A 25,754-nucleotide genomic window follows, 5' to 3' on the forward strand; every position below is an offset into this window, starting at 1 on the left:
GAGGCACGTTCCTGGCGGAATGGACGCATGGACCACGTCCCCCGGGGCTCCGCCCCGGAAACCGCCGCCCCCGAGCCCGTGCCCGACGTCGCCCCGCAGCTGCGGGCGCTGCGCCGGCGCCGGGGGCTTACCCTGGAGGCGGCCGCCCAGCGCGCCGGACTCTCCCCGGCGCACCTCTCGCGGCTGGAGACCGGGAACCGGCAGCCCTCGCTGCCGATGCTCCTCGCCCTCGCCCGTATCTACGGTACGACGGTCGCCGAGCTGCTCGGCGAGACCCCGGCGGAACGCGACCCGGTGATCCGGGCCGACCGCTCCGATCCGGTCGAGGCCGACGGCTGGATCTACCGGCAGGCGGGCGGCGCGGGCCGGGCCATGCAGTGCCTGCGGGTCCACGTGCCCTACGCCACCCGGGCCGACATCGTGCGCGTCCACCCCGGCGAGGAGTGGCTGCACGTGCTCGAAGGGGAGGTCCGGCTCGCCCTCGGCGAGACCGTGCACCTGCTCGGCCCCGGGGACAGCGCGCACTTCGACTCGCTCACCCCGCACCGGATCGGCGCGGCCGGCCGCGCCGGCGCCGAGGTGCTCTTCGTCCACACGCTCCTGCAGAGCCCCGCCGCCGAGCTGTGCCTGGGCGGCGGCGCCCCGCACTCCCGCTGAGTCCCGAAGGGTTGGTCGACATGTCCGACAAGTCCGTGAATTCCGCCACGCCCAAGGCGCCCGTCGCGGTCACCGGTGAGGAGCGCGGCGAGGGGAGGTTCCCCAAGGGGCTGGTGCTCCGCCTCTTCGCCTACCTGATCGCCGGTCACCTCTTCGCCGGCTTCCTCTACCTGCTCTTCATGCTGGGCGGACAGAACCAGTGACCGTACGCCGGACCCGCGGCCTCACGCCTCCGTGAGGAGCCGCTCCCGCAGCCGCTCGCGGGTCTCCGGCGCCAGCTTCAGGCCGTCCGCCAGGTAGGCGTCGACCGAGCCCCAGGTCGTGTCGATGGTCTCGAAGGCGGCCCGCAGGTACTCCACCCGCGCGTCGAAGAGCGGGCTCAGCAGCTCCATCACCTCGGGCGCCATGGCGTCCCGGGCGGTGGAGCTGCGGCGCACCTTGTAGCGGCGGTGCGGGGCGCCGGACTTCACGTAGTCGGCCTCGATGGCCTCGCGCTCCACGCCGAGCGCGAGCAGGGTGATCGCGATCGAGAGCCCGGCGCGGTCCTTGCCGGCCGCGCAGTGCATCAGGGCCGGGACGGCCTCCTCGGCGAGGGAGTGCAGGATCCGGCTGTGCTCGGCGGTCCGCTCCACGATCATCCGGCGGTACGCGGAGGTCATCCGCTCCTCCGCCTTGCCGTTCCCGAGCAGGTCCCGCAGCGTGTCGAGGTCGCCCTCGCGGACCATCCGCCAGAACTCCTTGCCGTCGGCCGGGTCGCTCAGGGGTATGTTCACGTTCCGCACGCCCGGGAGCTCCACGTCCGGGCCCTCCACCTTGGCGTCGGCCTCGTTGCGGAAGTCGAAGATCGTGTGCAGGCCGAGACCGGAGAGGAAGGCCGCGTCGGACTCGGTGGCGTCGGCGAGGTGACCGCTGCGGAAGAGGGCGCCGGGCCGGACCGCGCGTCCGTCGGCGGTGGGCAGTCCGGCCACGTCCCGGAAGTTGCGGACCGCCGCGAGTTCGGGCTCGTCGGATTCGAGGGGCTGGACCTGCGGCAGCTGCTGCGTCACGAATGCTCCTGGGGGTAGGCGTTCACGGGACCCGTACGGGATCGGTTCCCCCGGCAATCATCCCGGCGAGCGGGGCGCCGCGCACCCCCCTGGCCGGTAATGGGCGATCTGTCCGTATTGGAGCGCCTTGGGATAACAAGCCCCGGTTGAGGGGGAGATGGGATTTCCTGCGTGAGCAGGGTCATAGAGGTGACGGATCGTGGCCGACCGCCCGGGCCAACCACCCGCCCCGAAAAGGGAATCGAGGGGCCGTCATCCACGGAGGGTGACCGGAATTCCGGACCCGAAGATCGTCCCGGAATGCCCGTCGAATTCCGTGGCTTGTTCGCGCCGACCCCGCTCGTCTAGCGTCGCCGTCAATCCGGTCGGACCGCCGAATCCTGCCACCGTCCGGAATTCACACCCGTCCACGCGTGGCAGGAGCGGGGGACCCAAGGAAGTACGCCGGTCCCGCGACGCAGGACGGCTAGGGGTGAAGCCGCGTGAGAACCGCGGCCGGACATCTCCAGTCCGAACCCGACAGCTCACCTCGCAGGCGCCGGAGAGGAATTCGCCATGCCCGTGAAGGGTAAGCACCGCCGCCAGAAGTCCACCCTGATCACCCGTGGCCTCGTCGCCGCCGGCACCGGTGGCGCCGTCGTCGCCCTGCCGCTGATCGGCGCCACCGGCGCCCACGCCGCCGAGCAGGCCGCCCCGGCCGCCGTCTCCGGCACCGTGGCCGCCGCCGCGCAGGTCCAGGTCCAGGCCGCCCCGGCCGCCAAGGCCGCCGCCCCGACCACCTACTCCGTCGTCGCCGGCGACTACCTGTCCAAGATCGCCGCCGACCACGACGTCGCCGGCGGCTGGAAGCAGCTCTACGCCGACAACCGGCAGGTCGTCGGCGAGAACCCCTCGCTGATCCTCCCGGGCATGAAGCTCACCCTCGGCGCAGAGAACCCCGCCGAGGCCGCGGCCCCGAAGCCCGCCGCCAAGGCCGCCGCGCCGAAGGCCGCCCCGAAGCCCGCCGCCAAGGCCGCCCCGAAGGCCAAGGCCAAGGCCGAGGTCACCGAGCAGACCCGCGCCTCCCGCTCCGCCGAGCGCGCCGCGGCCCCGGCCGCCGCCCCCGCCGCCACCGGCTGGGTCGCCCCGGTCTCCGGCGGCGTCTCCACCCCGTACCGCGCCTCCGGCTCCATGTGGTCCTCCGGCTACCACACCGGCGCCGACTTCATCGCCTCCTCCGGCACCAACGTCCGCGCCGTCGGCGCCGGCACGGTCGTCTCCGCCGGCTGGAGCGGCGCCTACGGCAACGAGGTCGTCATCAAGCACGCCGACGGCAACTACTCGCAGTACGCCCACCTCTCCTCCCTGGCCGTCTCCGCCGGCGAGTCGGTGAGCGGCGGCCAGCAGATCGGTCTCTCCGGCTCCACCGGCAACTCGACCGGTCCGCACCTGCACTTCGAGATCCGCACCTCGCCGAGCTACGGCGCGGACATCGACCCGCTGGCCTACCTGCGCCAGCACGGCGTCTCCATCTGACCCGTCCGGCCCCACGGCCCAGCGAAGGCCCGGCACGCACGTGCCGGGCCTTCGCCCTGTTCCGGGCTTGGCAAATTCTTTATCGGTGGCATATATCACCCGCCGTCAACCCCTCCTTACGGTCGCGTAGGTCACATCCCGAAAGGAAAGATGTGCTGTCGTGGCAGACGATTCGAGAGCAATAGAAGAGAACGCGTTCGGGGCGGTCGGGGGAATCGGGTCGTACGCGGCGATCGGTGACAGCTTCACCGAGGGCGTCGGAGACCCCGGGCCGGACGGGACCTACGTCGGCTGGGCGGACCGCTTCGCGGTGCTCCTCGCCGACCAGCTGCCGGACCACCAGGAGTTCCGCTACGCCAACCTCGCGGTCCGCGGCCGCCTCCTCGACCAGATCGTGGCCGAGCAGGTCCCCCGGGCCAAGGAGCTCGCCCCCGACCTGGTCACCTTCTGCGCGGGCGGCAACGACATCATCCGCCCCGGCACCGACCCCGACGACGTCGCCGAGCGGTTCGAGCGGGCGGTGCGGGACCTCACCTCCGCCGTCGGCACCGTCATGGTGACCACCGGCTTCGACACCCGTGACGTACCGGTCCTCAAGCACCTGCGCGGCAAGATCGCCACGTACACGGCCCACGTGCGCGCCATCGCCGACCGCTACGACTGCCCGGTCCTCGACCTGTGGTCGCTGAAGTCGGTCCAGGACCGGCGGGCCTGGGACGACGACCGGCTGCACCTCTCGCCCGAGGGCCACACCCGGGTCGCGCTGCGCGCCGCCCAGGTCCTCGGCCTCCCGGTGCCGGCCGACCCGGACCAGGCGTGGCCGCCGCTGCCCGCCCGCGGGCCGCTGGAGGTCCGCCGCGACGACATCCACTGGGCGCGCGAGTACCTGGTGCCGTGGATCGGGCGCCGGCTGCGCGGCGAGAGCTCCGGCGACCACGTCGAGGCCAAGCGCCCCGACCTCATGCCCCTGTAGCCCGGGGGCGGCCGGCGGGGATCCGTTCCAGGACCCCGCCGGCGAAGACGTCGTACAGCGGCAGCGACTCCAGGTGGACGTAGCCGATGTGGCAGTCGCAGACGGCGAGGGGGCAGGTCCGGGGCCGCAGGGCGGCGCGGTACGAGCCGTCGTACAGGTTGCCGAGCTCGGCCCTGACGAAGTGGCAGCGGCGCACCGTCCCCTCGCCGTCCACCGACACCACCGACTCGCCGGTCCGGCAGGGCAGCCCCGCCGAGCGGTGCGGGTGCCGGCTGTAGCCGAAGAGCGGGTCGATGCCCGTCCACGCCGCCGCCTCCGCGTCGGTGTACGCGTGCCCCTCGGCGGCGTTCACCCACAGGTAGACGTGGTCGGGCAGCGCCGCCCGCAGGCGCAGCGCCTCCGCGTGGTGCTCGGGCAGCCCCACCACGCCCACGCTGAAGCGGACGCCCCGGGCCGCCAGGTCGAGCGCCTTGCCGAGAAAGCGGTCGTACGGCGTCTGGCCGGGGTGGTACGTGCACCACAACGCCAGCGCGTCCAGGTCGGCCTCGTCCAGCCAGGAGGTCCGGCAGCTCAGATTGGTCTGGATCGCCACCCGCTCCACGTGCGGCAGCCGCGACAGCTCCACCATCGCCCGCCGGTACCAGGAGCGGACGAGGCCCTCGCCCCACGGGGTGAAGAGGATCCGCAGCCGGTCCCCGTCCTGCCCGGCCGCCCACGTCGTGAACCGCTCCAGGGCCGCCCGGTCCGCCCGCAGCGTCTCCGGCGAGTCGCGGCGCTTGGCGAAGGGACAGTACGGGCAGTCGTAGTCGCACGAGGCGAGCGGCCCCCGGTACAGCAGCGTCAGGTCCACGGCCGGCCCTACTTCGGCTCGTACGCGGCCATCGCGGCCCGTACGGCGGGGGAGAACAGCTCCGGGCCGAGCCCGTCCGAGTGCGCCAGCCCCTCCGGCGACAGCCTGAGCAGCCCCTCCGGCGCGGAGCCGTCCAGCCAGCCGTACGCCGCGAACCGGTCGAGCTCCGCGCCGAAGTCCTCGTGCGCCGAGGTCCCGAACCGCTGCTCGTACCCGGCCAGCTCCATGCCCTCCGCCTGGAGCAGCGACTGGAGGAGGTGGCGGCGGCGGGCCTCCGCGCCGTCCACCCGGCGGCCCACCACGGCCCGGGAGAAGTCCTCCGTCTCCGTGTAGGCGTCGATGATCGAGCGGATCTCCCGCATGTCGACCGCGTAGTCGAAGGAGTAGTGCAGCGCGGCGGTGTACGAGCGGGCGCCGCAGCCCAGGCCGATCATGCCGTCCGTCTGGCAGGCGTGGTCGTCGGGGCCCGCCGGGGCCGCGCCGGACCGCCGGAACATCCGCATCGACACCTGCTCGTAGCCCGCCGTGAGGAGGTGGTCCCGGCCCTGCCGGTAGAGCCGCAGCCGCCGCGCGTCCCACTCCGCGTCCGTCTCGGCGGGCCCGGTGCGGCCCAGACCGGTGAGCGGGCGCACGTACAGCGGGTACAGGTACAGCTCCTCGGGTCGCCAGGCCAGCGCCGCGTCCAGCGAGTACCGCCAGGACTCCTCGGTCTGCCCGTCGATGCCGTAGATGAGGTCGATGTTGAGCACCGGCACCCCGGCGTCCCGGATCCGGCCGAGCGCCGCCTCCACGTCGGCCCGCCGCTGCGGCCGGACCGCCGCCCGCGCCTCGGCGCCCACGAAGCTCTGCACCCCGATGCTCAGCCGGGTCGCGCCCCGGCCGGCGAGGACCGCGAGCCGGTCGGCGGTCGCGGTCGCCGGGGAGGTCTCCACGGAGAGCGGCACCGCCCGCAGGTCCGCGCCCATGCGGTGCTCGGCGATGTCGCAGAGCCGCTCCAGCTCGGCGGCGGTCAGGAAGGTGGGCGTGCCGCCGCCGAACGCCGCCGCCGCGAACCGCACCGGCGCCGCGTCGCCGAGCGCCTCCCGGACGGCGACGGCCTGCCGGTCGAGCGCGTCGAGGTAGCGGGTGGTCAGCTCGTCCGGGGCGCCGATCCGGGTGAAGAGGTTGCAGAAACCGCAGCGGACCTCGCAGAACGGCACGTGCGCGTAGAGCGAGAGGGCGTCCTTCGGCTCGTCCGCCCAGAGCGCCGCGAGCTCCGGCCGCTCGGGCAGCGGACGGTACGCCGTCTTGTGCGGGTAGGCGTAGACGTACGAGCGGTACGGGCGGGGGAGCGGGGCGGCGGTCACGCGGCGGCCCCCTCGGCCGGACCGTCCAGCGCGAACTGCGCGTACGGCACCGTCCACACGACCTCGTGACCGAGCCGGTGGCCCGTGTAGCCGTCGTCGCCGTACGCCGTGCCGTGGTCCGAGCAGACGATCGCGAAGCAGCGGCGGCGACTGCTCATCGCCGCGAAGAGGCGCCCGATGTGCCGGTCGACGTACTCCAGGGCCGCCGCGTGGGTGGCCCGGGTGTCGCCCGCCTCGCGGGTCGCGCCCGGCAGGTGGAACCAGTTCGGCTGGTGCAGCGCCGCCACGTTCACGAAGAGGAAGAGCCGGCGGTCGGCGGGCAGCGCGGCCACCACCTCCTCGGCCCGGGCCACCTGCGCCTCGAAGGAGGTCGGCGAGGCCACCCCGAAGGACGGCTCCCAGTGGCTCTCCTGGAAGAGGCCGGGCAGGACCGAGCCGAGCGGCGGCCGCTTGTCGAAGAAGCCGACGCCGCCGACGCACACCGTCCGGTAGCCGTCGGCGGCGAGCGCCGTCACCAGGTCGGGGGCGTCGTACACGTAGGTGCCGTCGGCGGTGGTCTCGCTGCCCGCGAACCGGGCCGCGAAGAGCCGTGGGTGCGGTCCCGGCGCCGCCGGAGTCGGCAGGAAGCCCGCGAAGATCGCCTGGTGGGAGGCGTAGGTGAAGCTGCCGGGCGCGTGCCGGCGCTCCCAGCGGCCGCCCGGGAGGTGCCGGGCCAGGTTCGGTGTGCGGCCGGCGGCGGCCAGCTCGGCGGCCACGTCGTACCGGAGGGTGTCGAGGGTGACCAGGAGAAGGTCGTGGCTGCCGACGACCGCGTTCATGTCGGGCTGGTTCACGGGCTGGTGCTCGTTCCTGTGGTGCGGGGGCCGGGGGTGCGCGCCGGGGCGGGTGGGGGTGCGGGCGGGCGTCTCAGCAGGTCGGCGACCTGGGCGCCGTAGGTGTCCAGGCCCTCGGCGCCGCTGCCCGCCAGGCCGGTGAGGCCGGGCAGCAGGTCCCCGAAGGCGTTGACCTCGCCGACCGCGAAACGGCGCCAGCCGGCGCCCGGCAGCAGGTCCACCCCGACGCACCGGGTGCCGGGGAAGGCCGCCGCCGCGCCCTCGCAGACGGCGACCGCGTCCTCCCAGCGGCCGCCGGCGGCGGTGATCGCCGTCCGGGCCGCGGCGAGGTCGCCGCGGGCGCCGCCGAGGTGCAGATTGGTCAGCGGCGAACGGCTGGTGCGGACCACCGCGTGGGTGGCGCGCCCGCCGGTCACCACCACCCGCAGGTCGGCCGCCCGGCCGCCCTGGACCGCCTTCGGCAGCCAGCGCTCGACGTGCAGCCCGTCCGGGGCGAGCGCGTCGACCAGCGCGCCGACCTCCCGCGCGCCCGTGTAGCGGCGCACCCGCAGTGAGTTGAAGAGCCGTCCGGCGGCGTCCCGCTCGACCGAGGTGGCGGCCTGCACCCGGCCCCCGCCGGCCGTCTCCACGGCCAGCACCCCGGAGGCGGAGGAGCCGTGGGCCGGCTTGACGAAGACCCGGCGCAGCCCGGTCCCGGCCATCAGCGCCACCAGGTCGTCCCAGCCCCGCACCGGTGCCCCGCCGGGGCCGGAGGTCGGCGAGGCCGGGACGGGCACCCCGGCGGCGTCGAGCCGGCCGTGGGCGAGCCGCTTGTCGAAGAGGACCGCCGTCTCCGCCGGATCGTCGACCAGCACCGCCCCGGAACGGTCCGCCTCGGCGGTGAGCCCGGCGAGGGCGGCGGTGAACCGCTCGTACCAGAGCCGGCCCCCCTCCACCCGGGCCGGATCGTCCGTGCCGCGCAGCAGCAGCTCGACCTCCGGCACCTCGCCGGGCGAGTCGACCCGCACGGTCTCGCCCGCCGCGAAACGGGCCCGGCCGCGCAGGACGTCCGTCCACGCCACGGCCCGCGCCCCGGGCAGCCCGGCGGCGCGCAGCGCGTCCTGGAAGAACGCGACGCGACGGCCCGCCGGGTCGCCGACGACCACGAGGCGCGGGCCCGGGGTCATTCGGCGATGGCGACGTAGCGCCAGACGTCCCCGTCGCCGTCGTCCTCCGGGGTCTGCGGGTCGTCCAGGACGACGCGCACCCCGTGCGGGGCGAGCGCGGCGGTGAGCCGCTCGCCCATCGCCTCCGAGAGGTAGTGGTGCTCCAGGTCCAGCTCCGTCAGATGGGTCAGCGGCTGGCCGTCGAGCAGCGCGGCCGCGCCCTCGTCGGTGAGCACGCCCATGCTGAGGTCGAGCCGGTCGAGGCGGGCGACGACCGGGGCGCTCGCCACGGCGGCGGCCACCTGGTCCTGGATCACGCTGTTGCACAGGCCGAGGCTGCGCAGGGCCGGGAAGGACTCGCCGGAGAGCAGCGGCGCCAGGTCGCCGGGCGAGGAGTCGCCGCCGTACTCGTCGGTGCCCAGCCACAGTTCGAGCCGCTCCAGGGCCGGCAGGTCGCTGCCGGCGATGCCGCGCACGACCTCGGCGCCGAGCCCGCCGGTCTCCACGACCAGGGTCTCCAGGGCGGTGTGGCGCACCGGCGGGAAGACGAGCCCGGTGCCGCCGCGCACGCCGAGCTCCCGCAGCGCCGGGTAGGCGGCGAGCAGCGGCGTCACGTCGGACTGCACGATCCAGGAGATCTCGCAGTCCTCCATGGTCATGTCGCCGAGGAAGACCGCCTCCAGGGCGGTCAGCCGGTCGTTGGCGCCGATGAGCGCGGTGACGATCGCGGCCGAGGAGTCCTCGTACGCGTCCTCCCAGCCGCCCACGACGATCGCGCGGACCCGCGCGGTGTCGACGGTCTTCAGGAAGCGGTCGAAGACGGCGTCCCAGCTCTCCTCGTCGTCGTCGCGGTAGGTCGGGCTGGACAGCCGCCAGGCGACGGCCGCCGGGTCGGGCAGCGCGACGCCCGACCCGGCGTCCGGGAGGTCGAAGACGGGGAGGCCGTGGAACTCCTCCAGGTAGGCCCCAATGGTCATGACGGTGCTCCAGACGACGGACGGCGGTACGGGCGTGACGCCAAGAAGTTGTACCAAGCCGCACCGACAGGAGGGGCAGGGGGTCGGACACGGGACCGGGCGGGGGCCGGGGCCGGGAGCGTTGTCAGTGGTGGCCCCTAGCGTCGTTCCCGTGTTCGGGCAGCGGGTTCCGGACGGGAAGGGGAGAGCCATGTACCGGCAGGGGGACGTGCTGATCGTGCCCGTCGACGAGCGGGCCGTGCCCGTCCGGGCGAAGGACGCGCCGAGCGAGCCGAGGGACGGCCGGGGAAGGCTCGTGCTCGCCTTCGGCGAGGTCACCGGACACGCCCACGCGATCCCGGGCCCCGGCCGGCTGGTGCGGGAGCCGGGGCCGTACGGCCCGTTCCTGCTCGAACTGCCCGAGGGCGGACGGCTGGTGCACGAGGAGCACGCGCCGATCGTCCTGCCGAGAGGCTGGTACCGGGTGGTGCGGCAGCGCGAGTACGTGCCGGGCGCGTACCGGATCGTGGCGGACTGAGACGGGACCGGACGGTGCCCGCACGGCGCCGGAGGAAGGGACGGACATGGGGGACAGGACGATGAACGAGACCGACGCCTACGAGAAGTGGCGGGCCGTCGCGGCCGCCACCGGGCCCGCCGACCGGACGGCCGCGGAGGCCGGGGTCCGGCTCGCCTACGCCTTCGCGGGGCTGCCCGCGCCGGAGCGGGTGGTGTGGGCGGACTCGCCGCTCGCCGGGGTCGAGCTGGTCGCGGGCCTCGCCGACCGGGGACGCCCGGTGCGGGAGGAGGTGCGGACGCTGCCCTGGGCGGAGGAGCGCCGCCGCCTCCACGACGAGCTCGGCCCCGCCGGCTGGACGGCGCACTGGCAGGCCACCGGAGCCCGGCTCTGGGACCCGGCACGGGCGCTCGCCGAGCGGATCAGGGCCGGGATCCTGGACGCGCTCGGCGACCGGGAGGAACCCGGCGCGCTCACCGGGTCCGCGGGCCGGGAGCTGCTGTACGACGCGGTCCTCGGCCAGCAGGACGCCGCCTGGCTCGCCGCCTTCGACGGGCGCGGCACCCGGCTCGCCGGACTCGCCGCGGTCGCCGAGCAGGCCGGCTGGTGGTGGCCGTACGAGAAGGTCGCCGTCGTCTGCGAACGCCCCGTCGCCCTGCACCGGGACGAGGCCGGGCGGCTCGACCGGGGCGACGGTCCGGCGCTCGCCCACCGGGACGGCTTCGCCCTCCACGCCTGGCGCGGCATGCCCGTCACGGCAGAGTTCCTGGCGGGGCTCGCGGACCTCACCCCGGAGCGGATCCGCGACGAGGAGAACGCCGAACTGCGGCGCGTGATGCTGGAGTTCTGCGGCTACGAGCGCTACCTCGACGCCTCCGGGGCCCGCCCCGAGGGCCGCGACGAGGCGGGGGTGCTGTGGCGCATCGAGCTCGGCGACGACGAGGACGTCGTCATGGTCGAGGTGGTCAACTCGACGCCGGAGCCGGACGGCAGCCACCGCACGTACTGGCTCCGGGTGCCGCCCCGCACCCGGACCGCCCGCGAGGGCGTCGCCTGGACCTTCGGCCTGGGCGCGGAGGCGTACGAGCCGCTCGTCCAGACCTGAACCGCGAGGGAGCGGGCGCGGCGGGCCGCTCGTACGGACAGCCGATCGGATGGAAATCCGCTGGTACGGAGAGGTGAAGGGCGGCGCCGGTCAGGAGTGGCGCCCCGGAGGCGGCGGCCCCGGGTGCTGGGATGTGCCCGCCGGAGCCACCGGCACCCCACCGTCGAAGGGACCGCCCGTGCCGCACCGCCCCGCGCCCACCCTCCCGAACCGTGGCGCCCGCGCCGCCCGTCTGCTCGCCGCCGGCGCGGGCACCGCCGTGCTCGGAGCGCTCCTCCTCGGCACCGCCGCGCCCGCGCTCGCCGCCGCGCCCGAGCGCCCCGCCCCGCGCGTGGCCGCCGCCCGGGCCGAGGCGCCGGCGACCGTCACCGTCACGGGCAGCGGGAGCGCCACCGCCGCCCCCGACCTGGCGATCCTCTCGGTGGGCGTGGAGGTCACCAAGCCGACGGCGAAGGAGGCGATGGCGGCGCAGAACACCGCGGCGAAGGCGCTGCTCGCCGTCCTGCGCGAGGAGGGCGTCGAGGACCGCGACATCCGCACCGACAGCCTCTCCCTCAACCCCGTCTACACCCAGACGACCGGCGGCGAGTCCAAGGTGTCCGGCTACCAGGCCAGCCAGGCCTTCTCCGCGAAGGTCCGGGACATCGACCGGGCCGGCCAGGTCATCGGGGCCGTCAACGGCGCCACCAGGGACGCCGGCCGGGTCAACGGCGTCGTCTTCGACGTGTCCGACCCCAAGGAGCTGCGCGCCAAGGCCCGCGAGGCCGCGTACCGGGACGCGTACGAGAAGGCCTCCCAGCACGCCCGGCTGAGCGGCCACCGCCTCGGCCGGCTGGTCTCGCTCAGCGAGGGCGACTCGCTGCGGCCCGGCCAGGGCACGCTCCCGTCCCTCCCGGCCGACGAGCAGAACGTCCCCCTCGCCCCCGGCGAGATCGAGGAGCAGGTGACGGTCTCGGCGGTCTACGAACTCCTCTGACACCCCGCCCGGACCCGGCACCGGGCCTCGGCCCGGCCACGGTCCCGGACGGCCGGCCCGGGCGTGGACCACGGCTCGGTGCCGGCCCGCAGGCCCGGGGCCAGGGCGGACCACGGCCCGGGGCCGCCCGCAGGCCCGGGCGATGCCGGCCGTCGCTCGGGTCCGGGCCTACGGCCGGGTCCGCTCGTCGGCCGGCCTCGACGGGCTGCTCGGGTGGCGGTCGCCCGCCGCGGCTCGGGTGCCGGGTGTGCCACGCCGGTGCCGGCCGCCGGGCGCCCCTGGGGACCGGCACCGGCGGCGCTCAGCCGCCGGTCGGGGGGAGGCCCAGTTCGCGGTCGAGGGCCGCGTCGGCCCAGCGGAGCATCGCCGCGCGGGAGAGGCCCCCGGTGTAGACCGTCGTCTGGACGGCGAGCCCGTCCAGGTAGGCGGTGAGCCGCCAGGCGGCGCCCGCCGGGTCCGGGCAGGGGAACTCGCCGGCGGCGACCCCCTCCTCGATCACGGCGGTCACCGCCCGCCTCCACTCCTGGTCGAGCGAGGCGGCGACCCGGCGCAGCTCGGGGTCGCGCAGTCCGGCCGCCCACGCCTCGATCCACAGCCGCCACCCCTTGGCCTGCCCCCGCGGGGCGTACCAGCGGAGGGCGGCGCGCAGCCGCCGCACCGCCGTCGAGCGGCGCCCGAGGATCCGGCGCAGCTTGCCGAGGTCGCTCTCGGCGGCGTGCGCGAAGGCCGCCGCGACCAGCTGCTCCTTGGTGGAGAAGTGGTAGAGCACCAGCGCGTTGCTGACGCCGAGGGCCGCGGCCACGTCGGAGATCCGGACGGCGGTGGTGCCCCGGGCCTCGATCTGTTCGACGGCGGCCCGCAGCAGCTCCTCGCGCCGCTCGGCCACGCTCAACCGCACTCTCGCCACGCCGAGCAGCCTACACAGCACATGACAGAGTCATGATCATCGCCGGAGGCCGTTCCGCCCCCGGTCGCCCGCCCGCCCGGCTCTCCGTCCGCCCATAATGGAACGACCCCCAGAGCTCAGGAGGACTTGTGACCGGTACCGGCTCCGACCGTTCGCTGCGGGCCCGGCTGCGCTCCCTGCGGCCCGAGTCCTTCGGCGCCGAGCCCACGGGGGAGCGGCTGGCCCGCATCCACCGCTCGCCGCACTTCGCCGACGGCGTCTTCCAGAACCCCGAGAAGGCCCGCCGCGGCCCCTCCGGCTCCACCGCCGACCTGATGAAGATCTACTTCGAGCGGGAGGCGCGCGCCCGCCGGGCCCCGGCCGGGGTGATCCCCGTCCACCCGACGACCGTGGCCGACCTGGCGCGCCCCGCCCCGGGCGGCCTGCGGATCACCTGGCTGGGCCACTCCAGCGTGCTCGCCGAGATCGACGGCGTACGGATCCTCTTCGACCCGGTCTGGGGAGAGCGCTGCTCCCCCTTCTCCTTCGTCGGCCCCAAGCGGCTCCACCCGGCGCCCGCGCCGCTCGCCGCGCTCGGCCCGGTCGACGTGGTCGTGATCTCCCACGACCACTACGACCACCTCGACCTGCCGACGATCAAGGCGCTGGCCGCCACGGACACCCTCTTCGCCGTGCCGCTCGGCGTCGGCGCCCACCTGGAGCACTGGGGCGTCCCGGCCTCCCGGCTGCGCGAGCTGGACTGGCACGAGTCCACCGAGATCGGCGGGGTCGTCCTCACCGCCACCCCGGCCCGCCACTTCTGCGGCCGCGCCATCCGCAACCAGCAGCACACCCTCTGGGCCTCCTGGTCGGTCCGCGGCCCCCGCCACCGGATCTTCCACAGCGGCGACACCGGCTACTTCCAGGGCTTCCAGGAGATCGGCGCCGCCCACGGCCCCTACGACGTCACCATGATCCAGATCGGCGCCTACTCCGAGTTCTGGCCCAAGAACCACACGGACTATACGCCGATGCCTGGGGCGTGGCCAGACATTCACATGTCGCCCGCGCAGGGGGTGCAGGCGCACCTTGACCTACAGGGAGGTGCTCCGGTCGGTGTGATGCTGCCGATCCACTGGGGCACGTTCAACCTGGCTCCGCACCCGTGGGCGGAGCCGGGGGAGTGGACGAAGTACGAGTGCGAGGAAGTCGGCCAGGCGGTGGCGTTCCCCCATCCCGGTGAGCCCTTCGAGCCTGCCGGGAAGCTGCCCGAGGAGCCGTGGTGGCGGGCTGTGTCCCATTCGATCGCGCAGCCGTGGCGCCGGCCCCGGCCTGCCGAGGTCGCTGCGGAGCCGCGGAGCGAAGATCTCGACCTCGCGGGCGAGCGGTGACGTCGGTCGGGGACGACCTTGCCGAGGTCGCGCGGATGCTGGAGCGTTTGCCGTCTGAGGGGCGCGACCGTGTGCTGCGGGCGTTGGACGGGGAACCTCGCAGAGAGCAGGCGGCCGTCGTCCAACAGTTCAGACCCTTGCCGACCTCGCAGGGGCCGTCCCGAGTTGTGGTCCGAACGCGCATCATCGGTCGCTGAGCTGCAGTTTCGTACGGATCTTCTGGATGCTTGGCGGTTCGTGGGTGTCGGGATGTGCCCCTTCCCGCAGTCGACCGGCGGAGGCGGTCGGGCAAGGCATGATCGAGTCTCTGGGGATTCGATGGTAGGGGTGTGATGTGAGGGATTGGCGGACCGATCCGACGTTCGCGATGTGCCGAGCGCTGGTGGACGGAGCAGATCTGGCGTCGTTCGCGGGTGGCGCGTTCGATGTGCGGGCGGTGGTGGCCGGCATCCAGTCTGGTGCCCACAGCACGTTGCTCCTCGACGCCGTCCCGTGGGGGAACTTCCCTCATGGCGACGACGCCCGGGAGGCCGTTCACCTGCTGTGCGCCGGCGAGGACCCCGCTAGCCACGCGACGGGCGTGCTGGGGGGCCTGTGTGCCAACGACAGCCGGGCCGCCGCCGCGCTCGCCGTACCGTTCCTGATCCCCATCGCCGCCGATGCCCATCACGCACACCGTGCCGCTGCCCTCGCCGTGCTTTCCGGTCCGGCCCGAGCTCGGCACTTCGGCGTCGCCTCCCGCAATGAACTCCTGCTCCACCGCAACGATCCTCGGCGCCACGCCCCCGGCGACTATGACGACTACGGCGTCGAGGTGACCGGCTACCCGGCAGGCTGGTCGGTGGCCGCCGCCCGAGCCGCGATCACCGCCGGAACACCCGTACTCCTGCCGCTTCTCAACGACTCCGATCCCACCATCCGTATCGACGCCGCATACGCTCTGGCCACCGCCGCCGACCCCGACCACATGGTCCGAACCGCCCTTGCCACCAGGTTCGCCACCGAGCATGACGCCATGGTCCGCGCCGCCCTGCTCCTCGCCGTCGCCGAGACCGCCCGAGCTCACGTACAGCCGCCGGCCATCTCGTGGTTCCGCGAGCGGTGGCAAGACCGGACAGAGGCCCCCGAAGTCCGCCTGGCCGCGGCAATCGGCTGGCTCTGCCTCACGGACGAACCCGCACCCGAGGACCTGCACCAGACCATCGACACCTTCGCCACAGAAGAACGCGCGCACGCCATGGACACCCTGCCGTGGATGTACGCCGCCGCCGGAACCGGTGAACCGGGACTCTCGCGCTGTATCCGCTGCATGATCCACCCCGAAAAGCCTGAACCGTACGACGACCCCTGGACCTTCTCGCTCTGAGCGACCGGCCTCGCCCCCGCTTGCGCATCGAAGTTGTCTACCGGGGCCGGGGAGGGTTCCCGCGTCCGGGCGAGCCGTTCGAGCCTCGGGGAAGCTGCCAGAGAAGCCGTGGTGGCGGGCTGTGTCCCATCCGATCGCTCACCCGCGGCGTAGGCCCCAACCGGTCGAGGCTCCTGCCGAAGTCCCCAAGCGTGATCTCGACCTTGGGGGGTCGGTGACGGCGAGCGAGGATGACCTCGATGGGATCATGCGCCTACTGGCTCGTCTTCCGGGCGAGGAGCGCGACCGCTTGGTGCGTGCGCTGGACGGTGCGCCTCGCCGGGAGTGTTCGGCAGGTGCCCAGCAGTTCAGGCCCTTGCCGACGCTAGAGGGCCGCACCCAGTTGTCGTCCGAACACGCATCATGGGCAGCTGAGACAGCGGGCGCGCGGAGCTGCCGATCATCTTGGCTGTGTCGGCAGGGTTCTCGGTCTCCTCGGCAGAAGCGAGGGACGTGAGCAGGCCAAAGTCAATGGTCCCCCCCAGCGGGGCGGGTGTAGGAAGATTCGGCACAGGGAAGCGGGAAAGCCCCGGCGGGGTGCCGGGGCGCGGTGCGTCAGCCCTGGTGTGTTTCTCCGAACTCGGCCGCAACGTACTCCCGCGAGGGGAACATGAGCGGCTTGACGTGCACACCGGATGCATGTACCTCATCCAAGGTGTCCAGAGTCAGTCCACATGTGAAGCACTTGAGGGATCGGGGAACCATCAAGAGCGCGTTGGGCGACTCAGCTTGTTCGTCGAAGAAGACCGAGGCTTTGCTTGTGCACGCGGGACAGTCGGTTCCCACAAGACGTAGGACAACCCTTCGACCATCATCAAGCGTGACAGGGAGCTCCTCGTTGTACGGGGACATCTGAGCCCGCACGATGAGATCCCTGGCCTCGTCAGGGAGGCCCTCGAAGCGATCGTTGAACCTGTGGAGTGCCTGGCTGATGCGGACCTGCACGTCGCGATGGACCTTGGATGCGGCCTGGTCGATCGCCACGCGTGCGGACTCGGTCCACCGCTCCCAGAAGGAGTTCAGGGGCTGATCCAATTCCTCATGGAGGGCTGCAACGGCTGCCGCAAGCGTCGAGAGCAATCCCTTGGCCTGGTTGCCAGTCGAGGCGTGGGCGACGCCGTTGCGCAGGTCGATCAGGAGGTCCAACGTCCGGTCGACGGGGAGGACATTCAGCGTGCGTAGGCGGGCGATGGCCTCTGCGGCGCCGATCGTGCGGACCTTGCTGGCGACGCGATGTCCGCCGAGATGAAACAGCATCTCCGCGCTGCCCTTCATCTCCGCGATGTAGATCGGGTTCTTTGAGACCAGGACGGCCTTACATAGGCGCTCTACAGAAACTCCGGCATGGAGGGCGAATTCGTCGTATTCTCCTCGCGCATGGTCGTCCATGGCCTTGTGCGCTGACTTCTTTGCGCCGGCCCAGAAGCTCTCGAAGGTGAGGGAATCGTCCATAGGAGGACGGTAACGGCCGATGCACTACAGGGGCGATCGAGTTCCGGAAGCCCCCGCCGGTCTGGTCGACCCTCGTCTTGGCACGTGTGGTGCTGGAGAGTTGCCTGTTCGTCGACTACCTCTGAAGATCCCTCGGATCTCTGGCACGCTTCGGCTGGCAGGTCCGCGAACTCACCCTCGGCCGAGCAACACAGGACGGACCCGCGTTACCACTCGTTGCTGTTGCCCTCGGCGATCCGCAGGATCTGGCTGGCGAGTCGCTGCACCACGTCGCTGTATCGCTCGCTGCCAAACTCGTCGGCCGCAGAGACCGCTGGGAACATCTGCTTGATGAGATCTGCGACCAACCTCGCAGGGAACCAATCCGGCAATTCCGAGATTCGCTGGAATGTCCGAGTCGCATCGGTTCCGTCAGGGCTGAAGGTCTCACCCCACTGCCCCATCGCTTCGATTATCGCCGGCAGCAGGTCTGGGTTTCCCTCAAGTGCTGTCTTCAGGGTCTCTCGAACTTCTCCGCCGTGGCTGGCACCCGCAGTCCATGCAAGCAGCCGTCGTGCGTAATTGCTGTTGGCCGCCCAGGCAGTGGGAGCCTTCCAGTCTTCAGCCAGCAGGAGTTTCGTGGCTTCGGCGGCTGCCGCATCCTGCAGTTCCTCGCGACCCTGCTGTTTCGCGATGGTGCCGAGATGCTGGAGCAGAACAACCGAGGCAGCCAGAGGCGTCTGCTCGCTGGCCTGACGAATGAGGGCACGGTAGGTGGTCTCGTCGGCATTGCGGGCCACAGTCGCCGCACGCCGGGCCGTAACGTCTAGCCCCATCGCCGTCAGCGATGGCACGGGGGGAAGAGCGTTCGCCAAAGGCAGCGCCTCGATCAGGCGTGCGTACAGCGCCGCGTCGTAGTCACGGTGCTTCACCCGGCCCCAGGGGCCTGCCGATTCCAGTAGTTCCCAGTGCTCCCGCACCGCACGCTGTTGGTCTGTTTCGACCGGTCCAGAGACGGCGAGGGTCGGCTCGGGCGGGGAGACTGTCCGGTCCCCTCGCCAGGCGGCGCTCAGGGCCGCTGAGGCGCGCTGCAGCTCGGCGACCGCGTCCGGCCATGCCTGGTCGTCCTCGGACGGCGGCCGTCCTGGCCATCGACCTGCTGCGGCAATCAGTTCTTCGACCCGTCGTTCCACCCAGTCGCACCACGGCCCGAGACTCTGGTCGGCGGCAGATACGGCGTGGAGCTCGGCAACGACCTCTACGGCCAAGGGTTCTAGTTCGGCCTGGCTCGCGGCGAGAACTCCATTCAGCGCATCCTCGTAGGGCTTGGTCTCTGCCCTGGACGGCTCGACGGTCAGGCGGTCCCCATCCAGATCAAAGACGGGCATCGTCCTGTTCATGTGGAGACGCAATGCCTGCCAATCCTGAGCCGCTTGATGCGCGAGGCGACGTCGCTGGCGACCGACGCTCACCATCTTCCCTACCGCCCGGGCCGCCGCCACGACCGTCGTCGCACTGGCCGTGGCGACGCTCAGCGGAAGCGGGTCGAAGGAGAGCATGGAGGCTTCCGCGACTTCATCGTTGTTCAGGTGCCACGACCGCTGAATCTGGTCGTGCTCGGCCAGTTGCGTCGCCTTCCACTCCCGCAGCATCTCCGGAGGGAACCGGGCGGCGTTTTCATCGATCTCATACGAGTGCTCGATGCATAGCAGGAGCAGGTTCTCCCCGCTGCGGTTCGCCTCGTCTGACATGCCGGCGTTCCATCGGGGGCCACCCTCCCTGCGAGCGTGGATGTGCGCGACGCGGCTGTTGAGGGTCCGATCGCCGGTCTCGTTGTCCAACCGGAACAAGGGGCGCTGACAGTCCGGCTTGCCGCAGCGGAAAGCGGTTCCGTACAGCTGTTTCACTGTTGCGTCTGTCGGCGCGGGATGTTCTACCGGGCGACGATTCGGGTTCCCACCTGTCACCGAGGCATTGTGCCCCATGTGGCGACGGGCAGCGGCAACTTCCGCGCACCAAGCCCTTGGCTCGGTATGCAGACACGGCCAGCGTCTCACGTGCAGTTCATTGAGAGTGCGGCCTGGGGTGGGGCAGGCGGGTGCCTGCCCCACCCCAGGTACGTGATCACTGATGCTTCGACTGGCTGAGCGAGGCTGTTGCGGCTCGGTCGAAGGGCAGGTCCTTCAAGGGAAGTAGGTGTTTCGTCAACTCTGGCACCGCCTTCGCCAGGCAGTCCATGGCAATCCCCAGGGCCTGTCGGTGCTCTCGCGCGAAGAGGTGATCGAACGCTGGCGCCTTCCAAGCGTCGCCGCCGAGTAGGGCGTCGAAAACCGCCAGGTCGATGGTCTGCGGCAGCTGGCGGGCGATAGGGCTTCGGCGTCGCAGCCGTTCGGCGAGGTCCATGAAGTTGACCAGCCACACTGGTGTCTGCGACATCGCGTCGCGGACGGAGGGGACAGGGCGCTCAATCGCGGGTGCCCCTGCCGACCGGTACGCCTGATGAATGGTTACGAGCTCTTCGCGGAGCAAGGCGTCAGCCATCTCTGCCACTCGCAGGATCTGGCGGTCGTGAGGGTCTCCGGTGTTCAGCCCCTGCTCGATCTCTCGCCGCGTGCCCTCGGAGCCCACGGTGTCGGTCCGACCGCCGGCGCGTAGGGCTGCGGATACCAACGCTTGGAGAACGTGACCGGCCAACAGCTTGGCCAAAGGGTTGGGAAGGACTGTCCCCGTGCGTGTCACCTCGTCCAGGGTCAGCAGCGCTCCTAGGACTCTGTGAGGATCAGCCAGGAGCGCGTCGTGCCTGAGGAAGGAGACGAGCCCTGACGGGAGATCTCCGATCTTCTTGAGCTGCTGGTCCGCGGCAGCGCTCTCCTCCTTGAAGGCGGTCTCCCCGATGGTGGCGAAGTGCTGCGGTACGTGTTCCAGGACTTGCTCACGACGCTCCAGCTCGGAGCTGGCAAATAGGTCAACCCCGATGTGGCGCGCTACCCCGCGGCCGGCCTCAGTGACGGTTTGGCGAACGAGCGCCGAGCGGTCCGCACCGACGAGGGCCTGCAGCCCCCGCAACCACAAGAGGCGGTCCTGCTCCCCGCTCTGTCCGCGGGTGGACTTGCACTCGCTGATGCCGATGTGGGGACGGAGTCTTGAGTCGAAGTCGATCGACAGCACGTCGACGTCCGTTACCGTACGCGGCCGCCCTCCGACGCTCTGCGTGACAGGGTGACGTACGCGGACGAGTGCGCCATCCGCGAACTCCGCTCGGGCGAACCGGCGTTCCAGTTCGTCGCCCTTTTCCTTTCCAGCCCTACCGGTCATAGCGTCGCCGCCCCATTTCCTGTCGCAGTGCGGCGAGAATATCTTGCGAAGCGCTGGGGCTGGGGGCTGCTTCCTTAGGGGACTGGACCAGGCGTCGTGCACGTTCCGCTTCAGGGTGGCGGTAGCCGCGCTGTCCTTGGAGGGCACCCGACGTGGTGTTTCCGTCTGCGCTGTCCTCAAGGTAGGTGATGGCCTCCTCGGCGACGTCTGCCTGCAGGAGGACGAACTTCTTGAACCTGTATGCCGGCTCAACGCGGACAATTCCGGCAGTTTCGAGCATGGAGTAGTCGGTGCCGATGTTGGATGCGTCTCCTGCCTCGCCGTTTCGTACCAGCTTTCGCAGGAAGGAGGTTGGAGCGAAGAGCCGGTTACTGGCGAATCGTCGAGCGAACACCATGGAGCCGATGAGCTGACGCACGTGCCCGGACGGGTCGGCTCCCGTCGGGGCGTCGAACACGGATCGCCCCATATGCGGAGAGAAGAGGAATGCTCGCTCCTGGCCTCCGAGCGTGGTGACGATAGATCGCAGCAGAAGTCCTTGGGAGACGGCATAGTCCACCCACTTCCGTTCTCCGGACTGGATCTCGTCCTCAGGCATTCCAGCCGTCGCAGCCACCTCCTCCAGAACGCCGCTCAGTGCCGCTCGTACGGCCCCATCCTCGGCCTGCAAAGCGGCATGAGAATGATCTTTGTCAACTGCCCAGACATTGGGGTTGAAGAGCACCTCGTCCCCGTCGGCGCTCCGCTGACGAGTGCAGAGGTGCAGGGATTCAAGGTTTTCGATTGCCCGGACGGTGAGCTCTTCGGGTCCGAGTGTCGCGCACTCCTCCTTTGCCGTTGAAATGGTGATCGGCATGATGGTGGTTATGCGGAGAATCGTGAGAGCCGTCATCTCAAGCGGTTCAGGCATGACGTTACTGAGAACGCTGTCGGCACGTTGGTAGAGATCGTCGACAGGCGGGATTTTCTCGGACACCACCTTGATGGCGCCCTCATGGTCGCGCTCAAGGTCGACAAGGCCCAGCACCTCAAGCGTGGGAAGGAACTCCCTACGGATCTCTCGTTTGCTGATGCCGGCGCTGACCCCAAGGGCCTCGACACGCTCGGGTGAGCTGACACCGCTGCCCCGTAGCCGGAGAGCGAGCTCAAAGATCCGGCCCGCGAACTCAAGCTGGGCCAGATCAGCCTTGGGCTGGCTGGCCCCGTAAGTGCTCAGGTGTCGTGACATGCCGACAAGAAGTTCTGCAGTTGGTAGCAACGGAGTCTCCAGGAGGGCAGCAACAAGTCCACAGCATCGTTGTGGTCCGGCGGCCGGGTGACCTCAGCCGCAGTCCATGGTGCGCCTCACCCTGCCCGGATGGTCTTCCTTTCGGAAGATCCGATCTCTGTCTGCGTGATGATCAGGACCCTGGCGTCGGTGGTGAAGGTCAGGGGCGCGTGCCGCCAGATCGGTTGGGGTCTCTGGCGAAGCCAGGGCCCGCATGTCGAGGGGCGACTGCTTGCCGGGGCCGACGGTCGGGATCACCGTGTCAGTGCGGCCCTCTCGCCAGCTCGCCAACCGTGTCCAGAACGCCTTCGCGGCCCTTGGAACGCCCCTGACGCAGGACCAGGAAGCCACGTCGTTGGTCGCGACGACCGCATGCTTGAACATTTGCGAAGGGAGGACCCGGGGCCCGGCGGAGTGGATGTCGCCGCTGCGGGAGGTCCCCTGTGGTGCGTGAGGGGGGAGACCGCGACGAAGTGCATTGGGGGCTCTCTATGGGCATCCGCGTCGGTCACCGAGCGGGTGATCAAGAGTGGCGCGCCGACTCGGCGGCACGACCTGAAGGCCAACGCAATAGTATTTTCTGAGAAGTGATTGAGCGTCATATTGCCCAAGAACCACACGGACTATACGCCGATGCCTGGGGCGTGGCCAGACATTCACATGACGCCCGCGCAGGGGGTCCAGGCCCATCTTGACCTGCAGGGAGGTGCTCCGGCCGGTGTGATGCTGCCGATCCACTGGGCCACGTTCAACCTGGCTCCGCATCCGTGGGCGGAGCCGGGGGAGTGGACGAAGGACGCGGCGGAGGAAGTCGGGCAGGCGGTGGCGTTCCCGCGTCCCGGTGAGCCGTTCGAGCCGGCGGGCAAGCTGCCCGCGGATGCTTGGTTGCGTGGGGTGTCTCAGCCGATTGCCCGTCCGTGGCGCCGGCCGAAGCCGGCGCAGATTCCTGTCGAGGCGTCCGAGCGTGATCTCGACCTGGCGGGTGATCGGTGACGTCGGGCGAGGACGAGCTAGGCAGGGTCGTGACCCTACTGGCTCGCCTCTCGGCCGAGCAACGTGATCGGATGCTGCATGCTCTGGACGGTCCGTCCCGGCGGGAACCTTCGGTGTGCGCGCCGCGGTTCGTGCCCTTGCCGACCAGAGCGGGTTCGTCCTCGGTTGTCGTCCGTACATGCATCGTGGATACCTGAGCATGTACCCAAAGAAGCCTCACCGGTTCGCCGGCGGGCTTCTTCTTCGTTCTTAGTCGGCTCGCTCGGGTGCAGCTGGATCAGGGTCTTGCCGCGGTGCGAGGCTCGGGGTGAGGTTGGAGGATGAAGGCGGTCCTTCATGTCATGCCAGCACGGATACGAGCGTGGAGGTAGTGGTCGAACGGGTGGGGGCGTCTTGAGGGTGAGATCGGGGAAAGGGGTGCTGGAACTTCTCAGCGAGGAAGGCTGGGACGGCGGCGTACCACCGGTCGACGATGGCGGCCTGCTGCTCGATTGAGTTGGAGGACCACGGCTTGGCCGCGTCGCCCGCACCGCAGGTGAGCCAGGGCGAGCAGGGCCTGTCTCGAGGCGGGGAGAAGACGCCAGCGCGTCCCGATCCCCTGCTGTCTGGCCTTCAGCCGCCTGGTCAGGAGCCGCAGGATGCGATGGGGCACATCGACCGAGGATGGGTGTACGAGCACGCGAAGCTCCGGGCAGGCACGGGTGATCTTGGTCGAGATCCGTCTATCAGGAGCTTCGCCATTGCGCAGGCGTGTCCAGCTCGCGGTCAACACCGCCAGTTTGGCAAAGGTTCAATGTCAGACCTCGGTTATAGGGTCCGTACGGTGAGGTGCCTGGGCGTGTGACCCTGCGCTGTGTCGGGGAGGACACATGGCTCTGTTGACTTCGGCGCTGCTAGCGAAGGCAGCCATGCCGTGGGCTGGCAAGCTCGCGCTGAGCGGGTTCACGAAGGTTTTTCGCAGGCCCAAGGTGGCGCGTGCCGCGGCCAAGCGGGCGACTGAGGCCGGGATTCCAGTGAGGGCGAAGTCGCTGCGAGTCTGGCTGGCGCGTAAGGACACTGGCGAACAGCTGCGTACATGTACTGAGGCATCACTCGACCAGGCGGCTGGACGCCTCGCTTACATGATGCCTGGCGGTAGCGCTGAGGAACGCCGTCGTAATGCGCTGCAGGTGCTGTGGATGGTGATGGAGGAGTCGGTGCGTGCTGCCGATCCCTCGCAGGCGGCCCTTCTCGTCGGTACCTGGGGGCTACAGACCACGAAGGAGGAGGGACAGAAGACCCGGGACCAGATCCAGGAACTCCGTCAGGATGTGCGAGGCCGCGACGGTCTTGAGCAGGCCGTGAGTACGCTCAGTTCCTGGGCAGCCGAGGAAGCCCGCCACCTCGCCTCGTCGTGGCCAGGAGTGATCAAGTGCATGGGCATTTTGCACCCCCTGGGGCGGCAGCGCGGAGATGTCCTGCGGCAGTGGGCGGATACCCATCCGGCCTGGCTTGAGGACGCCCCAGCCGGCGCCTACGCCTGGCTAGGACATCTTGCGGCCGACTATGACGTTGCTGGTGCGGCCCGGCATTTCTTCGAAATGTGTTTGCGAGAAGGGGGGCATCCCCGGGACTACTACACGGTGCTGGCGGCGCTCCACCCGAAGGACGGGACGGAGGAAGATACACGCGCCTACCTTGCTACACACGGGGAGGGGAGCTCGTCCCCTCTCCTGGCAGCGTTCCGTGGTTTTCTCGACGGCGCGTGGGAGCAGGGCTTGGTAGACCTCAGGCGGTGGGAATCACACGATGCGCGATCAGCGGCCATCAAGACCCACTTTGAGGCCAAGGCGCTGCTCAACCTCCAGCGATTGGAGGAGGCACTGGCAGTACTTCGAGGGGCCGACGAGTCCGCCAGCGGTATCGGATTGACCCTGGCCGCCACGCTCTTGGAGCACGCCCGCAGCAGCCGGACCACGAATAGGCTCGGTGCCGGCCAGGAGGCCCTGGCCGTGGCCCTCCGCGCTAGGAACAACCGTCGGAGCTGGTCGGGCGACAGCACCGAAGCAGCTGTGCTGGCCGTACAGGCGGCGGTGGTGAGCGAGGACTTGGCCCTGGCGTGGAAGCTTGCCCGGCCGGTGCCGGAAGGGGAAGCCGAACCGCATGAGGCCGAAGACCCCCGCATGGGCATGCAGACCGCCCTGGTTGCCGCGATGACGGGACGGTGGCGGGAGGCCGAGGAACTGGTGCAGTGCATGCCACATGGGTTCGCGCGTGCGCATGCCTCGGCGGTTCTCGCGGAATCGAGGGAGGGACGCGGCACGAACACCGCGGAGGTTCAGCGGTTGTGGCAGGAGGCATGGGAAGTCGCTGGCACGGAGAGCGAACAGTTCACGGCTGCGGCTGGCCTGGCCTCCAGCGGTGCGGACCTACCCGACCTAAGCCACCTCGAACCCCTCTTCGGCGAGCGCGTTGGGGAACTCGAACTTCTCGCCCGGGCCCTGCACGCTGAGGGGAGCGATCCGCTCAGCCTGCTGCGTGCCAACGTCACCAGGAGCCCGGCCATCGTGGTCGCACTTGCCGAGCGCTACCACCGTGCCGGCGATATCGCTCTGGCTGCCGAGACTCTAAGAGACGGTTCCGCCGAGTGGAACGACGCGCGGCTGATGGCCATGGCTGCGGGCCTGTTCCTGGAAGCCAAGGACCACCGGCAGGCTGGTGAGTGCGCACAGGAAGCACTGCGGATGGCCGGACCGCGCTGGGCCGGGCAGGGACGCATGTACGCGCTCCTCGTTGAGGCCGAAGCCGCCGACGGGCGCTACGACCGCGCTACGGATGCGGCCCTGCGCCTTCTCGAACTCGACCCCTTGGACATCGACGCCCGCTGGGCCCTGGTCAAGTGCTACGCGCTCCGCGGCCTGCTTGACCTGGCGTGGCAGGCTCTCACCACCGGCGGGCAGGGGCAGCCCCTCGACCCGCGCAGCTCGGACGAGACAGCCCTGTGGGTCATGCTCGGGGCACGCTCCAGCGTCGACCCGCACTTCACCGGGCGGGCCCTCGCACTGACGCAGCGCTGGCGCGATGACAGTGACCTAGGGTCTGTTGTGAAAGTGCTGGTCACAGCCACTCGTTGATGGCTGCGACCAGCACGGTCGCTTCGTAGCGGAC

Annotated in this window: 21 protein-coding genes, 3 pseudogenes and 1 riboswitch; of the genes and pseudogenes, 12 read left to right on the plus strand and 12 right to left on the minus strand. The window is 71.0% G+C overall.

Annotated features, from left to right (window positions below; genetic code table 11):
- The first annotated feature begins 27 nt into the window (after positions 1-27).
- Together IE245_RS08430 and IE245_RS08435 are read left to right on the plus strand one after the other, a co-directional pair.
- Positions 28-657 (plus strand): helix-turn-helix domain-containing protein, encoded by a 630-nt coding sequence (locus IE245_RS08430; RefSeq protein WP_189946118.1) that lies wholly within the window; start codon positions 28-30, stop codon positions 655-657.
- Between the two features lie 20 nt (positions 658-677).
- A complete protein-coding gene (locus IE245_RS08435; protein ID WP_189946119.1) occupies positions 678-860 on the plus strand; it encodes a DUF6126 family protein in 183 nt (60 codons plus the stop codon).
- 21 nt (positions 861-881) lie between these two features.
- On the opposite strand, the gene IE245_RS08440 is transcribed toward IE245_RS08435, so the two are convergent.
- Complete coding sequence (locus IE245_RS08440; protein ID WP_189946120.1) at positions 882-1,703, minus strand: tyrosine-protein phosphatase; 822 nt, start codon at positions 1,701-1,703, stop codon at positions 882-884.
- A 394-nt stretch (positions 1,704-2,097) separates the two neighbouring features.
- A riboswitch (cyclic di-AMP (ydaO/yuaA leader) is annotated at positions 2,098-2,254 on the plus strand.
- 4 nt (positions 2,255-2,258) lie between these two features.
- Here IE245_RS08440 and IE245_RS08445 point away from each other — a divergent pair.
- Together IE245_RS08445 and IE245_RS08450 are read left to right on the plus strand one after the other, a co-directional pair.
- Entirely contained in the window at positions 2,259-3,218 is a 960-nt protein-coding gene (locus tag IE245_RS08445) for a M23 family metallopeptidase (protein WP_189946121.1), read from the plus strand.
- A gap of 160 nt (positions 3,219-3,378) precedes the next feature.
- Positions 3,379-4,191 (plus strand): SGNH/GDSL hydrolase family protein, encoded by an 813-nt coding sequence (locus tag IE245_RS08450; protein ID WP_189946122.1) that lies wholly within the window; start codon positions 3,379-3,381, stop codon positions 4,189-4,191.
- Here IE245_RS08450 and IE245_RS08455 read toward each other — a convergent pair.
- From IE245_RS08455 to IE245_RS08475, 5 genes are read right to left on the minus strand one after another with little or no spacing between them, the layout of a single operon-like run.
- Positions 4,178-5,041 carry an STM4011 family radical SAM protein gene (locus IE245_RS08455; RefSeq protein WP_189946123.1) on the minus strand — a complete coding sequence of 288 codons (864 nt, stop codon included), beginning with the start codon at positions 5,039-5,041 and terminating at the stop codon, positions 4,178-4,180. The genes IE245_RS08450 and IE245_RS08455 overlap by 14 nt on opposite strands.
- Before the next feature lie 8 nt (positions 5,042-5,049).
- A complete protein-coding gene (locus tag IE245_RS08460) occupies positions 5,050-6,387 on the minus strand; it encodes an STM4012 family radical SAM protein (protein ID WP_189946124.1) in 1,338 nt (445 codons plus the stop codon).
- Positions 6,384-7,205 (minus strand): STM4013/SEN3800 family hydrolase, encoded by an 822-nt coding sequence (locus IE245_RS08465; protein WP_189946158.1) that lies wholly within the window; start codon positions 7,203-7,205, stop codon positions 6,384-6,386. Before IE245_RS08465 ends, IE245_RS08460 begins: the two co-directional genes overlap by 4 nt.
- 11 nt (positions 7,206-7,216) lie before the next feature.
- Positions 7,217-8,386: an STM4014 family protein gene (locus IE245_RS08470; protein WP_189946125.1), complete on the minus strand. Its 1,170-nt coding sequence runs from the start codon at positions 8,384-8,386 to the stop codon at positions 7,217-7,219.
- The gene (locus IE245_RS08475) at positions 8,383-9,342 is read right to left on the minus strand and encodes an STM4015 family protein (protein ID WP_189946126.1); all 960 of its coding nucleotides are present in this window, start codon (positions 9,340-9,342) and stop codon (positions 8,383-8,385) included. Before IE245_RS08475 ends, IE245_RS08470 begins: the two co-directional genes overlap by 4 nt.
- Positions 9,343-9,532: 190 nt before the next feature.
- On the opposite strand from IE245_RS08475, the gene IE245_RS08480 reads away from it, so the two are divergent.
- The 3 genes from IE245_RS08480 (at position 9,533) to IE245_RS08490 (ending at position 11,919) form a co-directional block, all read left to right on the plus strand.
- Positions 9,533-9,859, plus strand: coding sequence for a DUF8820 family protein (locus IE245_RS08480; protein WP_189946127.1), 327 nt, complete (start codon positions 9,533-9,535; stop codon positions 9,857-9,859).
- A 46-nt stretch (positions 9,860-9,905) separates the two neighbouring features.
- On the plus strand, positions 9,906-10,943 hold the full coding sequence (locus tag IE245_RS08485) for a DUF6745 domain-containing protein (RefSeq protein ID WP_189946128.1): 1,038 nt from the start codon (positions 9,906-9,908) through the stop codon (positions 10,941-10,943).
- Positions 10,944-11,121: 178 nt separating this feature from the next.
- A complete protein-coding gene (locus IE245_RS08490) occupies positions 11,122-11,919 on the plus strand; it encodes an SIMPL domain-containing protein (protein ID WP_229851141.1) in 798 nt (265 codons plus the stop codon).
- A 301-nt stretch (positions 11,920-12,220) separates the two neighbouring features.
- Here IE245_RS08490 and IE245_RS08495 read toward each other — a convergent pair whose 3' ends face one another.
- Complete coding sequence (locus IE245_RS08495) at positions 12,221-12,826, minus strand: TetR/AcrR family transcriptional regulator (RefSeq protein ID WP_189946130.1); 606 nt, start codon at positions 12,824-12,826, stop codon at positions 12,221-12,223.
- A 128-nt stretch (positions 12,827-12,954) separates the two neighbouring features.
- Here IE245_RS08495 and IE245_RS08500 point away from each other — a divergent pair, with 128 nt between their 5' ends.
- From IE245_RS08500 to IE245_RS36795, 3 genes and pseudogenes are all read left to right on the plus strand, one after another.
- Complete coding sequence (locus IE245_RS08500; protein ID WP_189946131.1) at positions 12,955-14,196, plus strand: MBL fold metallo-hydrolase; 1,242 nt, start codon at positions 12,955-12,957, stop codon at positions 14,194-14,196.
- 382 nt (positions 14,197-14,578) lie between these two features.
- The gene (locus IE245_RS08505; protein ID WP_229851142.1) at positions 14,579-15,562 is read left to right on the plus strand and encodes a HEAT repeat domain-containing protein; all 984 of its coding nucleotides are present in this window, start codon (positions 14,579-14,581) and stop codon (positions 15,560-15,562) included.
- Between the two features lie 56 nt (positions 15,563-15,618).
- Positions 15,619-15,773, plus strand: a pseudogene (locus IE245_RS36795) (MBL fold metallo-hydrolase); the annotation flags it as partial.
- A gap of 383 nt (positions 15,774-16,156) precedes the next feature.
- Here IE245_RS36795 and IE245_RS08510 read toward each other — a convergent pair.
- From IE245_RS08510 to IE245_RS08525, 4 genes are all read right to left on the minus strand, one after another.
- A complete protein-coding gene (locus tag IE245_RS08510; protein ID WP_189946132.1) occupies positions 16,157-17,053 on the minus strand; it encodes a hypothetical protein in 897 nt (298 codons plus the stop codon).
- Between the two features lie 206 nt (positions 17,054-17,259).
- Positions 17,260-18,939: a hypothetical protein gene (locus IE245_RS08515; RefSeq protein ID WP_189946133.1), complete on the minus strand. Its 1,680-nt coding sequence runs from the start codon at positions 18,937-18,939 to the stop codon at positions 17,260-17,262.
- Between the two features lie 217 nt (positions 18,940-19,156).
- Positions 19,157-20,347 carry a hypothetical protein gene (locus IE245_RS08520; RefSeq protein WP_189946134.1) on the minus strand — a complete coding sequence of 397 codons (1,191 nt, stop codon included), beginning with the start codon at positions 20,345-20,347 and terminating at the stop codon, positions 19,157-19,159.
- Complete coding sequence (locus tag IE245_RS08525) at positions 20,337-21,575, minus strand: hypothetical protein (RefSeq protein ID WP_189946135.1); 1,239 nt, start codon at positions 21,573-21,575, stop codon at positions 20,337-20,339. The genes IE245_RS08520 and IE245_RS08525 overlap by 11 nt, the downstream gene beginning before the upstream one ends.
- A gap of 684 nt (positions 21,576-22,259) precedes the next feature.
- Between IE245_RS08525 and IE245_RS08530 the strand changes: the two are divergent.
- Positions 22,260-22,607 (plus strand): annotated as a pseudogene (locus IE245_RS08530) (MBL fold metallo-hydrolase); the annotation flags it as partial.
- Between the two features lie 523 nt (positions 22,608-23,130).
- On the opposite strand, the pseudogene IE245_RS36800 reads toward IE245_RS08530, so the two are convergent.
- Positions 23,131-23,286 (minus strand): annotated as a pseudogene (locus IE245_RS36800) (IS5/IS1182 family transposase); the annotation flags it as partial.
- Positions 23,287-23,476: 190 nt separating this feature from the next.
- Here IE245_RS36800 and IE245_RS08535 point away from each other — a divergent pair.
- Positions 23,477-25,720: a tetratricopeptide repeat protein gene (locus IE245_RS08535; RefSeq protein ID WP_189946136.1), complete on the plus strand. Its 2,244-nt coding sequence runs from the start codon at positions 23,477-23,479 to the stop codon at positions 25,718-25,720.
- The last annotated feature ends 34 nt before the right edge of the window (positions 25,721-25,754 follow it).

This window comes from Streptomyces roseolus (genome assembly GCF_014649855.1).
Taxonomy (GTDB): domain Bacteria; phylum Actinomycetota; class Actinomycetes; order Streptomycetales; family Streptomycetaceae; genus Streptomyces; species Streptomyces roseolus.